General features: G+C 49.9%; 11 protein-coding genes and 5 tRNA genes. 6 read left to right on the top strand and 10 right to left on the bottom strand.

The annotated features are described in order from the left end of the window. Nucleotides 1–94: 94 nt before the first annotated feature. Nucleotides 95–382 (top strand): hypothetical protein, encoded by a 288-nt coding sequence (locus NX722_RS19145; protein WP_262564454.1) that lies wholly within the window; start codon nt 95–97, stop codon nt 380–382. Between the two features lie 74 nt (nt 383–456). Here NX722_RS19145 and NX722_RS19140 read toward each other — a convergent pair whose 3' ends face one another. The 8 genes from NX722_RS19140 to citC form a co-directional block, all read right to left on the bottom strand. Beyond that, on the bottom strand, nt 457–1,134 hold the full coding sequence (locus tag NX722_RS19140; RefSeq protein ID WP_262564453.1) for a response regulator: 678 nt from the start codon (nt 1,132–1,134) through the stop codon (nt 457–459). A 9-nt stretch (nt 1,135–1,143) separates the two neighbouring features. Then, nucleotides 1,144–2,802, bottom strand: coding sequence for an ATP-binding protein (locus tag NX722_RS19135; protein ID WP_262564452.1), 1,659 nt, complete (start codon nt 2,800–2,802; stop codon nt 1,144–1,146). Nucleotides 2,803–2,877: 75 nt separating this feature from the next. Continuing rightward, nucleotides 2,878–3,798, bottom strand: coding sequence for a triphosphoribosyl-dephospho-CoA synthase CitG (gene citG, locus NX722_RS19130; protein ID WP_262564451.1), 921 nt, complete (start codon nt 3,796–3,798; stop codon nt 2,878–2,880). A 59-nt stretch (nt 3,799–3,857) separates the two neighbouring features. Then, complete coding sequence (citX, locus tag NX722_RS19125; protein WP_262564450.1) at nt 3,858–4,385, bottom strand: citrate lyase holo-[acyl-carrier protein] synthase; 528 nt, start codon at nt 4,383–4,385, stop codon at nt 3,858–3,860. 17 nt (nt 4,386–4,402) lie between these two features. Further along, entirely contained in the window at nt 4,403–5,926 is a 1,524-nt protein-coding gene (citF, locus tag NX722_RS19120; protein ID WP_262564448.1) for a citrate lyase subunit alpha, read from the bottom strand. A gap of 5 nt (nt 5,927–5,931) precedes the next feature. Further along, nucleotides 5,932–6,825 (bottom strand): citrate (pro-3S)-lyase subunit beta, encoded by an 894-nt coding sequence (gene citE, locus NX722_RS19115; RefSeq protein ID WP_262564446.1) that lies wholly within the window; start codon nt 6,823–6,825, stop codon nt 5,932–5,934. Continuing rightward, a complete protein-coding gene (citD, locus tag NX722_RS19110) occupies nt 6,825–7,118 on the bottom strand; it encodes a citrate lyase acyl carrier protein (protein WP_262564445.1) in 294 nt (97 codons plus the stop codon). Before citD ends, citE begins: the two co-directional genes overlap by 1 nt. Before the next feature lie 191 nt (nt 7,119–7,309). Continuing rightward, the gene (citC, locus tag NX722_RS19105) at nt 7,310–8,389 is read right to left on the bottom strand and encodes a [citrate (pro-3S)-lyase] ligase (protein WP_262564444.1); all 1,080 of its coding nucleotides are present in this window, start codon (nt 8,387–8,389) and stop codon (nt 7,310–7,312) included. Nucleotides 8,390–8,766: 377 nt separating this feature from the next. Between citC and NX722_RS19100 the strand changes: the two genes are divergently transcribed. The 5 genes from NX722_RS19100 (at nt 8,767) to NX722_RS19080 (ending at nt 9,303) form a co-directional block, all read left to right on the top strand. Further along, nucleotides 8,767–8,842: transfer RNA gene (locus tag NX722_RS19100), tRNA-Asn, on the top strand. A gap of 73 nt (nt 8,843–8,915) precedes the next feature. Continuing rightward, nucleotides 8,916–8,991: transfer RNA gene (locus tag NX722_RS19095), tRNA-Lys, on the top strand. Between the two features lie 41 nt (nt 8,992–9,032). Further along, nucleotides 9,033–9,108: transfer RNA gene (locus NX722_RS19090), tRNA-Asn, on the top strand. Between the two features lie 36 nt (nt 9,109–9,144). After that, nucleotides 9,145–9,220, top strand: a tRNA-Lys gene (locus NX722_RS19085). Between the two features lie 7 nt (nt 9,221–9,227). Beyond that, a tRNA-Asn gene (locus NX722_RS19080) sits at nt 9,228–9,303 on the top strand. Between the two features lie 281 nt (nt 9,304–9,584). On the opposite strand, the gene mglC is transcribed toward NX722_RS19080, so the two are convergent. Both mglC and mglA read right to left on the bottom strand, forming a co-directional pair. Next, a complete protein-coding gene (mglC, locus tag NX722_RS19075) occupies nt 9,585–10,610 on the bottom strand; it encodes a galactose/methyl galactoside ABC transporter permease MglC (protein ID WP_262564443.1) in 1,026 nt (341 codons plus the stop codon). A gap of 16 nt (nt 10,611–10,626) precedes the next feature. Continuing rightward, a complete protein-coding gene (gene mglA, locus NX722_RS19070; RefSeq protein WP_262564442.1) occupies nt 10,627–12,135 on the bottom strand; it encodes a galactose/methyl galactoside ABC transporter ATP-binding protein MglA in 1,509 nt (502 codons plus the stop codon). Between the last annotated feature and the right edge of the window lie 59 nt (nt 12,136–12,194).

Below are 12,194 nucleotides of genomic sequence, written 5' to 3'. Positions count from 1 at the left end.
CGCAGGTGACGGTAAATTAATTAGTACAATGGTTAGGGAAAATGGCAGCCTGACAATGTTCGGATCACCTATATCACTCATTGCGGTAAAAGGTTTGGAGTCTAACGTTCTGGGAAAGTTTTTTGTTTTGGGTAATTATGGAGATAGAAATATTTATCAATCTTTTGCAGGAGCAGTTTATGCGAATAGATTTCGTGTAAATGGAATATTGGGTTTTAAAAATAGAAGTTTTTCTTATTCAGTCGAAAACCCCCTTTACCATGGCAGGGAGCCATCTTCTCAAAAGAATGAAGCCATTGAAAGCTGGAACAAAAATACAACTGCCGTTAATAGAGAAGTAAATAAAGCTCTTGATCCAAGAGGTTGGAAACAGGATTTGTAGTATCGCTCTGTCTGACTTTTTCTGCCCTGTCTCCATTCCCCTTGCCGGGCTGTGGTGACGGGGCAGGGCTATTATTACCTCCGGGCTTTTTTATACAGCCTTTCCGGCCTTCCTACATGACCATGAGAAACCGCTACTGTCGCCATACCAACACTGACAGAATATTCGAGATAGCGGCGGGCAGTGGTTCGGCTGACACCAATCAGCTGACTCAGCTGAGTTGCTGAGAACGTCTCACTGTTGTCCAGCGCCTGTCGTACCTTCTCCAGTGAAATAGGGTCAATACCTTTGGGGTACTCCTTACCCGTGTTGCTGTGGGAGGTATGCCCAAACAGGTTATCTATCGCATTCTGGGTCAGGGTTGTCTCACCTCTGGCAAGCTTGAAATCAAGATATCGCTGCAATGACTCCTGCAGTCGGCTGTAGGCGATGGGCTTGATAACGTAATCAAACACGCCATTGCGCATGGCTGCCTGAATGGTTTCTACGTCCCGTGCGGCGGTGATGAGAATAATGTCGGGCTTTTCTTCCTTGCTACCCAGCTCTTTGACCAGGTCAATGCCAAGGCCATCGGGCAGGTAGTTATCCAGCAGAACCAGATCAGGCTTCAATATGTTAATCATATTTCTGGCCTCTTCGGTATTGGATGCGATACCCGCCTCTTTAAAGCGGAACATCTGTTCTACACAAAAGCTGTTCAGCCGCGCAATATTCAGGTCATCTTCAACGATAAGAGTGTTAATACGTTCCATAAAAAAGCTTTATTGGTAAGAAACTGAATGTTCAGAGCCATTCCGACAACGGGTTGAATGCCCCGGAATAACGGCAGTGACAACGACCCCTGATGGCTGTGCCGGTTCAAACAGCAAGTGACCATTGGCCTGATTGATAATGCTGTTGACAAGGAACAGCCCGACACCATGGTTTATTCCCTTTTTGGAAGTCACGCCTTTGCGGATAATGTCAGGGATTTTATCATCCGGTATGCCCGGGCCATTATCCTCGACCTCTATAACAAGATCGTCACCGACATCCGTAATAAGAAGCGTTACCTGTCTTTCTCCGGTGACACGGCGTTGTACTGCCTCGAAAGCATTACTGAGTAAATTACCGACAATGGCAATCACCTGTTCCTCGGTCGTCGTCTCTGGTAGCTTATTAAGACAACAGCCGTCGTCCATAATAAATTCTATTCCCAGTTCCTGAGCCTGATGGTACTTGCCCATCAGTAACCCCCGAAGTTTAGGGAAACAGATGTTCTGATTCATAAAGTCAATGGTTTGCTGGTGTGAACGACTCTGGCTTTCTATATAGGCAAGTGCCCGGTCATAATCCTGCATATAAATCATGCCGCCAATGACAGAGAGCTTGTTGGCGTACTCGTGAGCCTGCACTCTGAGGGTTTCCACATACTGCCTGACCTGTGACAGCTGCCGGGTCAGTAATTCAATATCTTCCTGTTTGCGGAAGCTGATCACCGTTCCGTAAGGAGTACCCGGGGTTCCGTAGCGTGTGGCATTGCAAATGAGCATGGTGTCGTCGATGGTAATGTGCAGATCTTTTTCCTGACAGAGTTCTTTCCGTTGTACCAGCTCCATAAATTGCGGGAACTCACGGATATTCCTCCCCCGCAGCGGGGTTTCACCCTGGGACAGGGCTTCCCGGGCCGATGGGTTGGCAGCGGTAATTATGCCTTTGTCGTCTACAGCCACAAAGCCTTCATAGAGTGACCGCATGATTGCGGTACGTTCCTGCAGGCGTCTTGCAATACTCTCGGGCTCCATGCCCAGAAGCTGCTTTTTCAGATAGCATGAGATAACAAACGCGATAAAGAGCGCCAGCAGCACAACAAAGAAGGTCAGGTAAATAACAGGGGCAGCATCTGAGGCAATACGGCTGTCGATCTGGCTCACCATATACCCGACCGAGACAATGCCCACCAGACGACCCTGTTCGTCCATCACAGGGGCTTTGCCCCGGACCGAAAGCCCCATACTGCCGGTACTGATCGAGCTATAGGGTTGTCCAAGGCTTAGCTTTTCCCAGTTATTGTCACCGCCTGTCATGGTCAGGCCAACTTTACCAGGGTTTGGATGAAAGTACCGTACACTCTGTAAATCGCCAACAACAATAAAAGCGGTGTCTGAAGAACGTTGAATGTCACGCATCAGGTCTTGAATTAACTCCGGAGATTGTTCCTGAAGCGCTCTCTTTATGAGGGGAATGCGGGCTATTATTTTTGCCTGACTCAATGCCTTATGGCTGGCCTGTTCTGCAATGATGTCGTCTATCAGGGATGAGGCTCCCTGACTGACCGTGACAATTTCAAACAGACTGGTTAACAGAAGGATAAGAAAGATACGGTGCTGAAACTTTGAACCTGAAAACCAGTTCAGTATGGGTTTTATCTTGTCGAGCAAGGCCGTTCACGTTTTATAAGAGTCCATGGTGCTGATGATCATATAGTGCTTATGCTGAGTAAACCATGAGATTGGTCAATAATTGCTCAATGGGCTGCTGATCGTTTCAAGCCTGTGCATCAGCCACGTCAGAGCCAGAAGGTCGGCACTGCCACCAGGGCTCAGGTTTCTGGCGATCATGTCCCTGTCAAACGCGTGCAAGCTGGCCAGGCCATTGTCTGCCAGTACGCCCCCTTCTTTCAGCAAAGAGCGAGCCCGTTTCTGAGTGTATTTCAAAGCCAGCATTCCCCCACGGGAAACGATATTGGTGTCGTTGTTGTGGGCCATCAGGTGTAGCAGTGTCTGTAGCAGTGCAATATTTCGGGGGCCGTGTTTTAGCAGAGAGGTTAACACCGGCAGGGCGTGCTGCCGAACGGTTGCAAACCCGGACTCCACTTCTCCCCGGATGCCGGTAAGTCCGAACTGTTGGAACAAACGTTCACCGGCAGTCCGGGGTTTCAGGACAGACGACAGTTCTCTTTCAATCAGCCCTGCTGTCATTGCGGCGACCTGGTCACAGAGCTTTTCGCTGTTCAGTCCTTCTTTCCCTTCCAGTGTCAGCTGTCGACCCGCTGCTGCAAGGACGATAGCCATGGAAAAAATCATGCCCTTATGGGTGTTAACCCCGTTTGTGGCACTAAACATGGCCTGCTCACAGGCGATACCCTGAGGCCTGATACTGGCAAGCACTGTTTCTGCCGGTGCATGGGCCGTTTTCATTCCAGCCGACACAAAATGATTAAGCCATGGCTGAATAGCCCCGGCGCTGTCAATAAACGTTGAGAGGTTCATATCCTTATGTGAACCACTGTTAGCCTGGTCAACCAGTCCGGGTTTTGGGGTGGTTAATACTTCCAGCAGCATCGCCTCGTAGGCGAGTCCGGCAATAAAATGCGCCGGGTCAGACGGGTCAGAACAGAAGTTTTCTGAGGGTTTTTCAAGAAGGGATTCGATCATGAGAGGCTACTTGGAAAGCTCGCCTTTCCTGAATTTTTCAGAAAAGGCGAGACAGTTAATTATTCGTCAACAGTCGTTTGTTGTAACACAACCAGCTCATGAATATGAGCGCGAAGCTGCTGAATGTCGTGCTGTTGTGAACGGGCACAAATAACCGCATCAAGATGACACACAAGGCATTTACGCACCGGAGCCCCAAATTCTTTCCGGGAAAGAATTCGTCCGTCCCGGTCAAGAACATCAAGATCAAACAGTCTCCCCAGCGGGTGTTCATTTTCCAGCTCGATCATTGCCTGCTTGACCGCTGTTGCATCCGGCTGTGCCAAAGCCACCAGTGCCAATGGCCCTGTGGCTTTTCGCTCCGTCAGGGTAACCACACAGTGCCAGTTTTTTTTGCGCAACAGCGTCTGCACTGCTTTCAGCCCCTGGTCAAAGGCAACCCGGCTGGCATAACAGTCTTTCACGTCACCGGGCATATTAATGGTGAAGGAGATCAGAGAGCCGCCGTGCTGTGTTAACAGTCGCTGTTGCTGCTCACGCCGCCAGTCCCGTGCCTGAAGCATATCCTGAAGTGTTACCCTGCTCATGGTCACTGGCCGCACACTCAGGAAGCCACCTGACGAACCACGTCGATAATGGTGCCGTCACGGTATTGAACCAGGGCGACAACACGGTCGTTATAGTCGATAGGCTGAGGCTTGCCGGTAATGCTGATGGCTCGCTCGTGCAGGTACTCAATGCTGACCACGGGTAAGCCTGCCGCCCGCAGTCGTTCCTGTAATTCTTTTCGGGCCGGATTCACGGCAATGCCCTGGTCTGTAACCAGTACATCGACAGTAGAACCGGGTGTGACCACGGTGTTAACGGCATCCACCACACAGGGGATGCGCCCACGCACCAGTGGCATTACCAGAATGGTGACATTGGCTCCGGCCGCCGTATCGCAATGCCCGCCGGAAGCTCCCCGGAGCACACCGTCGGAGCCGGTCATAACATTAACATTGAAGTCGGTATCCACTTCCAGAGCGCTCAGCACCACAAAGTCCAGCATATTCACGGAGCAGCTTCCGGTGTGCAGGCTGGCGTACTGGGAGGCGGAAATTTCCAGATGGTCCGGGTTGCGGGCAATGGATTCCACCGCGTCACCGTCGAAAGACTGGGTATCCATCAGCTTGGGGAAATAACCTTCCTCATGAAGCTGAACCAGTGGAGTGGTGATGCCACCCAGCGCCACGCCGCCTTTAACGTTATGGCGATCCATAATGTCTTTCAGGAAACGGGCAACCGCCAGTGATGAACCACCGGAACCGGTCTGGAATGAAAAGCCGTCTTTGAAAAAGCCGGAGTGTTCAATGACCCGGGCAGTCTGTCGGGCAATAAGCAGTTCCTGGGGGTTTTTAGTCATCCGCACCGCCCCCTGGCTGATTTTGGATGAATCGCCAATTTCATCCAGAACCACAATGCTGTTCACGTGATCCTGGGGAATGCTGTTGGGGATGTTTGGAAAACCCGTGATCTGCTCGGTCAGCAGTATGGTGTGAGTGGCGTGGGCTGAATCCACCTTGGCGTAGCCGAGGGAACCGCAGCGGGTCTTGCCGCTCTGGCCGTTGGCGTTGCCAAAAATATCGGACGTTGACGCACCAAGAAAAGCCACGTCAATGGTCAGCTCACCGGACTCAATCATTCGCGCCCGGCCACCGTGGGAGTGAATGATGACCGGTTCTTCCATCCCGCCTTCAGAGATGAACTGACCAATCTCACCACGCATGCCGGAGGTGTATATTTTGCTAATGACACCGTTCTTTACATGCTCAATAACCGGCGAATGGTGATCGAGCAAAGAACTCGGCGCAATGGTCAGGTCTTTTATGCCCATATCGGCAATGATTGCCATGACCGTGTTAAGTACCTTGTCACCGCCACGGAAATGGTGGTGGAAGGAGATGGTCATCCCATCCTTAAGGCCGCTGTTAATGATCGCCTGTTCCAGGGAGTCGACAATTTTGCCATTGCGGTTATGGGACGGAATGCCGCTTTCACGGGGCAGGTAGGGGGTTTTCTGGAAAGGCCCGCCAAACAGCTCAACGCCTGATACCGGTATTTCACGGCCAATAGAATTCTTGTTCATATCCCTTACAGCTCCACTTTCATTCCACAGGCTCTGGCTAATGCGATCGTGCGCTCGGCACGAGTAATAATGGGGCCGTCTACCATCTTCCCATTCAGCGAGACCACACCAATGCCTCTGTTTGCCGCTTCGGTAGCTGCTTCAACAATCGTAATGGCGTGGTCGACTTCGTCTTCTGTTGGTGCGTAGACACCGTGAAGCAAATCAATCTGGCGCGGGTTGACCAGGCTCTTGCCGTCAAAGCCCATCTGTTTCGCCAGCCGGGCCTGGGTAATAAAGCCTTCTTCATCGTTCACGTCAGAGTGCACCGCATCGTAACAGGCAATGCCGGCAGCACGCGCCGCCACAACAATACGGCTGCGGGCAAGAAACAGTTCTTCGCCGGTGGCTGAGCGGGTGGTTTTCAGGTCGGTGACATAGTCTTCCGCAGCCAGGGCAATGCCCATCAGGCGTGGGCAGCATTTTGCTATTTCAAAAACATTGGCGATGCCTGCTGCCGACTCAATGGCGGCCATTAGCTTCGTGCTGCCAACGGCACGGCCACAGGACTGTTCTATCTCGGTAATCAGCCGGTCGCCCTCAAGGACCTGCTCGACGGTGGACACCATCGGCAAACGGACAACATCAACACCGGCACGAACCACCGCTTCAATATCTTTATGACCGTAGGGCGTGTAGAGAGGGTTAACGCGAACCGTTGTTTCAATGTCTTTATAAAGCGGGTTCTGAAGGGCGTGGAACACCATCAGGCGGGTGGTGTCTTTCTCCCGAAGTGCAACAGAGTCTTCCAGATCGAACATAATGGTATCGGGTTTGTAGATATGCGCCGTTGCCAGCATGGCGGCATTATGGCCGGGAACAAACAGCATGCTTCTGCGCAGTTGCATGGATTCACTCATTACAGACGACTCCAGTCAATCGTTTCTTCACCGGTGGAGCGCAGCACGGCTGCCTGAATACGGGCTCGTATAACACCATCAAGAGCGCCTTTGTCCTGCAGGGTCAGTCGGGCAGACGTGACACCCATTTTTTCCAGAGTGTCCAGTGCGGTTTTGCGAATAGCCTGACCAAACTGTTTTTCTACAGAACTCTCAAGGTCTATAAAAAGGCCACCCTCATTATTCGGTTCAATTTGAACCAGCAGGTCACTGGATTCCAGTGACCCTGCAAATGCAGACTCTGTAATTTTCACTGTGTGACAACCCGCCATGATAGGTTTCAAAATAGGTTTCAAAATAGGTTTCAAAATAGTTGCATCCTGCAGAACAGGACTCATGAAATCAACGTCAACCCTATTGAAATGAAGTCGAGTCTTTTTTGATACACATCATTGGCGCTGTCTGGCAAAAAAAAACTTATGATCAGAATGAACACAACCAGCCTTCAGTTCATCGTGTAAAACGGGTTCGCCGGGTACACTTTATTAGTGTGCCCTTTATTAGTGTGCCCCTTACTGACGTGCTCTTTGTTGATGTAACTGAGGGTGGAGGCCGGAACCAGTGCTGACAGTTTATCCAGCTCAACTGAACCGATCAGCTCCCTGACTCTGGAGGCGGAGACGGCATGCCCTGACTGCTCGTGTCGTCTAACTTCCTTCACTTCAATGACCGGACAGGGCAGGGCGCTATCATCAAACACTTCTTTCATAACGCGGTTGTAATGGCTGGTGACTATGCAGAAAGGTTCACTGCCTACGTAGCGACGGTTGATGCCCAGTGCCGGGGCAATGTGGTTTCTGAACAGGGTTAAGTCCAGCCGGGCGTGGGCGTCCTCGACGATCTGTTTGTCCTTAATAAAGTAAGTGGGGAAGGTCACTTTTGAAATAATGTAATCGCTGCCTTCGTGAACGGTGACGTTGTGCAGATGTTCGAGACCGTCCAGTATTAAACGAAGTCTCACATCGTAAGAAAATTCTGACGCATCTTCCTTCACCACAAACAGGTGAACCCAGTCGTTTTCCTGACAGGCTTTTTCCACAAGGTAGCGATGACCCAGTGTAAACGGGTTGGCATTCATGACGATACCAGCGATATTGGTACCCGTTTTCCGGTATTGCTCAAGTTCCTTTATATAGGTAGCCAGACGACTGCTGCTGTTTTCCAGTAATGTCACAGTTTCGGGAACTTCCGCCAGAGGTGAGAAACCCGCACCGCTGAAGATAGGGCGATATTGGGGTTTGGTATAAACATACAGTTTTCTGCGGCCCATGCTGTAAGCGTGATTAACCAGTTCGGACACCAGTTTCAAACCAATGCCTTCACCCGTCACCTTACAGGATACTGCGACACACTTTATTATATTGCCCGCGATGGAGCCGGTTCCGATCAGGGTTTTGTCACGGAACAGGCCGATGGTCAGTTCAATGTCTGATTCAAGGGTTAACCCCCTGACCTTCAGGAACTCCTCAACCTGTGTTTTTTTCCGGGCAGTAATGATTTCGATACGATCCTGTTCAAACAGCATTTGACTCACTCTTTCTGGCCTTTGCCCAGGGAGTCATGACGGAGGTTTGTCAAAGCCCCTGGATGATTGCCGGGCATAGTGGTTGAGTTTGATGAGTAAGGCATTGATTCAGGGCAATAATGAAAAGCTCTCTGCGTGAACAAAATAGATAAAATAACCTAAAAGCAGTCACACTGACTCTGCAGCCCTACTCCGGCATCAGGTCTGGAAACTTTACCGGCTGGTGGCGCAGGGTTCTGATATATCTCATTGTTATCTCAAAAAAATTTTTTGAGCCTTTTTTACACATTGTTTTGGATTAAGGGTTGACTCAGCCGGAAATCTCATTAATATTCGCTGCCGTCAGGTGATGATGACAACGCATCACCAAACGCGATTCCCCGATAGCTCAGTTGGTAGAGCAGTAGACTGTTAATCTATTGGTCGCTGGTTCGAGTCCAGCTCGGGGAGCCACTTCTTTCTGGTTAGATTTTGATCGGTTGAGGTGCGGCAGGGTTTGTCAGGTTGCGTATCTGATGAGCGGCATGGGTCGTTAGCTCAGTTGGTAGAGCAGTTGGCTTTTAACCAATTGGTCGTAGGTTCGAATCCTACACGACCCACCATTCCTTCTCTCGCGTTTATGTGTTAAGTTGTCTGGCCTTATTCCCCGATAGCTCAGTTGGTAGAGCAGTAGACTGTTAATCTATTGGTCGCTGGTTCGAGTCCAGCTCGGGGAGCCACTTTTGAATGATCAGCTTGCGTAGCTGGTTGTCTGTGGGTCGTTAGCTCAGTTGGTAGAGCAGTTGGCTTTTAACCAATTGGTCGTAGGTTCGAATCCTACACGACCCACCATCTTTGTTCCCCGATAGCTCAGTTGGTAGAGCAGTAGACTGTTAATCTATTGGTCGCTGGTTCGAGTCCAGCTCGGGGAGCCATTTTCTTCTACTATGAACCGCTGTTGAGTCGAGCTGTTGAGTCGATAGTCACAGCGGGATCATAGAATATCCTGATCTCCCCATCGTATATCAAAATCTCGTCGATCATCGCATCGCTAATTTCAAATCCAGCGTCAGTCCTTCGACTTCTTTACTTCTAAAGCTCTCAGGCCTACAGCAAGACCAGTGTTGAGATTGCAGACAACCTTTTCAGCCTGAGTACGTCTATAGTTCGAAGCGGCAGACAAGGGCGTTTTCCTCATTCCTGTCTGCCTTTCTCCTTACTTCTTCTCAGCGTACTTCATTGAGTCCAGAGCCACCGCAAAGATGATAATGGAACCTTTAATGACGTATTGCCAGTAAGGGCTTACGCCGATATAAGTCATGCCGTAGTTGATCAGGGTAAAAATTAATACGCCTGTTGCCACGCCGGCAATACTGCCCACACCACCGGCAAAGGACACTCCACCCACCACGCAGGCTGCAATCGCATCCAGTTCGTACATAAAGCCAAGGTTGTTCGTGGCACTGCCGATTCGACCCGCTTCCAGCAGACCGGCAAATGCATAGAAAACACCAGACAATGCGTACACTTTCAGCAACGTCAAAGTCACGTTGACACCGGACACTTTAGCGGCTTCGGGGTTACCACCGATGGCAAAGATATTTTTGCCAAAGACCGTTTTGTTCCACATCACCCAGCTGATAACAATAGCAATGGCGGCATAAAACGTAATATACGACAACCTGAAACTACCTAGCCGGATAAAACCCTGGGTAAACTCTGAAAACCGGGGGTCAAAACCCGCAACGGGCGAGGCTCCCACCATATCGAAGTACAGGGAGTTAATACCGTAGACGATGATCATCGTGCCCAGCGTGGCAATAAACGGGGTCACTTTCAGATAAGCGACCACAAAGCCATTTAACAGCCCGATGATGGCACCGATAGAGCAGACCAGAAGGATAACCACAGGGATGGGAATAGCACCCAGTTCCGGGAACACTTTGTTGGCATTGGTCAGTGCCTGCAACATAGTGGCAGAAATCACGGCTGCCAGTCCGACCTGACGACCGGCAGAAAGGTCGGTTCCCTGGGTCACAATCAGGCTTGCAACACCCAGAGCAATAATAATCCGTACTGACGACTGGGTAAGAATATTACTCAGGTTTCTCAGACTAACAAACGACGGTTCTTGAATAATGATAACAGCCAGCAGAATCAGAAGTACGGCATAAATACCACCTTCCTTGATCATCTGCATTGCGTTAAAGCCTTTTCGGTTAAGGCTTGTTGCATTGCCCATGAGAATACTCCTTCAATTACAGGTAGCGTGATGCCAGTTCTAGAATTTCGTTCTGTGTGGTTTCTCTGGTATTAACAATACCTGCGACTCGCCCATTGCTCATTACCAGAATACGGTCTGTCGTACCAAGTAGCTCGGGCATTTCCGAGGAAATCATAATCACACCCTTACCCTTTTTCGCCAGATCCAGAATCAGCTGGTAGATTTCATACTTGGCGCCTACATCAATACCCCGGGTGGGTTCGTCCATCATCAGAATTTCAGGTTGAGTCAGCAGCCAGCGCCCAATAACGACTTTCTGCTGATTACCGCCGGATAACGAACCGATATGAGTGTGATGCCCCGGTGTCTTTACCCGCATGGAGTCAATGACCCACTGCGTGTCCTTGCCCATCTCCTTGTTGCAAAGCAGACCGAACTTGCCTTTGTAGTTTTCAATATTGGCAACAAGGGAGTTAAAGGTAATATCCAGCTTGGCGTAAATACCCGTCGCCCGTCGTTCTTCAGTGACCAGTGAAAAGCCATTCTTTATAGCTTCGTGGGCATCTTTGTTGCTCACTTCCTGATCGTTCAGCAGAATAGTGCCGCCTGCCTTTTCCCGGACACCGAAAATAGTTTCTACAATATCTGTACGCTTGGCTCCCACAAGACCGGCAATACCTAACACCTCCCCCTTACGCAATTCAAAACTGATGTCGTTTATAGAAGGCTGGTTTTTGGCAGTCAGACCGCTGACTTTTAAAATGACCTCACCAGGCGTGTTATCTCTTTCAGGGAAACGCTGAGTCAGCTCACGCCCTACCATCATGTTGATAATTTCATCCATGGTAAGGCCTTCCAGTGGCTGGGTACTGACCCACTGACCGTCACGCAGAATGGTAATTTCATCACACAGTTCAAAAATCTCTTCCATCTTGTGGGAGATATAAACAATCCCACAGCCTCGGTCTTTCAGCTTGCGAATGATAGTAAAGAGGTGTTTGATTTCTTTCTCGGTGAGGGACGAGGTTGGCTCGTCCATAATGACAATACGTGCGTTGTAAGAGAAGGCTTTGGCAATTTCGACCATTTGCCGCTGGGATACAGAAAGCTTTGCAACCCTGTCTTTGGGGTCTACATCAATATCAAGCTCTTCAAAAATGGCTTTGGTATCGTTGTACATTTTTGAGTAATCAACAAAGCCACCTTTTTTCGGATACCTCCCCAGCCACATGTTATCCATGACTGAGCTTTGCAGTACCTGGTTCAGCTCCTGATGCACCATCGAGATACCGTTATCAAGCGCTTCTCTGGATGAGCTGAAATGGACGTGTTTTCCGAGAAAGACGATTTCACCCTCGTCTTTCTCATAAATACCAAACAGGCATTTCAGGAGTGTGGACTTGCCTGCACCATTTTCCCCCATCAGTGCGTGAATAGAGTGCGGACGAACTTTGAGATCAACCCGGTCAAGTGCCTTGACCCCGGGAAACTCCTTGCTGATAGCAGTCATTTCAAGAAGGAACTGCTTTTCATTATTGGACATAAGCTTCGTTCTTATATAGGCGTATAGGCGCAAAAACGGGCAGAGAGCTTTCTGCCATC

It is taken from the genome of Endozoicomonas gorgoniicola, assembly GCF_025562715.2.
GTDB lineage: Bacteria > Pseudomonadota > Gammaproteobacteria > Pseudomonadales > Endozoicomonadaceae > Endozoicomonas_A > Endozoicomonas_A gorgoniicola.
Note: the sequence above shows the minus strand (reverse complement) of the source record. Positions and strands in the feature narration are given on the sequence as shown.

Excerpts from the sequence above, each read along its gene's own strand:
- mglC (WP_262564443.1), bottom strand. The coding sequence starts at position 10,610 with ATGGGCAATGCAACAAGCCTTAACCGAAAAGGCTTTAACGCAATGCAG.
- citX (WP_262564450.1), bottom strand. The coding sequence starts at position 4,385 with ATGAGCAGGGTAACACTTCAGGATATGCTTCAGGCACGGGACTGGCGG.
- citC (WP_262564444.1), bottom strand. The coding sequence starts at position 8,389 with ATGCTGTTTGAACAGGATCGTATCGAAATCATTACTGCCCGGAAAAAA.
- citE (WP_262564446.1), bottom strand. The coding sequence starts at position 6,825 with ATGAGTGAATCCATGCAACTGCGCAGAAGCATGCTGTTTGTTCCCGGC.
- citF (WP_262564448.1), bottom strand. The coding sequence starts at position 5,926 with ATGAACAAGAATTCTATTGGCCGTGAAATACCGGTATCAGGCGTTGAG.
- NX722_RS19140 (WP_262564453.1), bottom strand. The coding sequence starts at position 1,134 with ATGGAACGTATTAACACTCTTATCGTTGAAGATGACCTGAATATTGCG.
- citG (WP_262564451.1), bottom strand. The coding sequence starts at position 3,798 with ATGATCGAATCCCTTCTTGAAAAACCCTCAGAAAACTTCTGTTCTGAC.
- mglA (WP_262564442.1), bottom strand. The coding sequence starts at position 12,135 with ATGTCCAATAATGAAAAGCAGTTCCTTCTTGAAATGACTGCTATCAGC.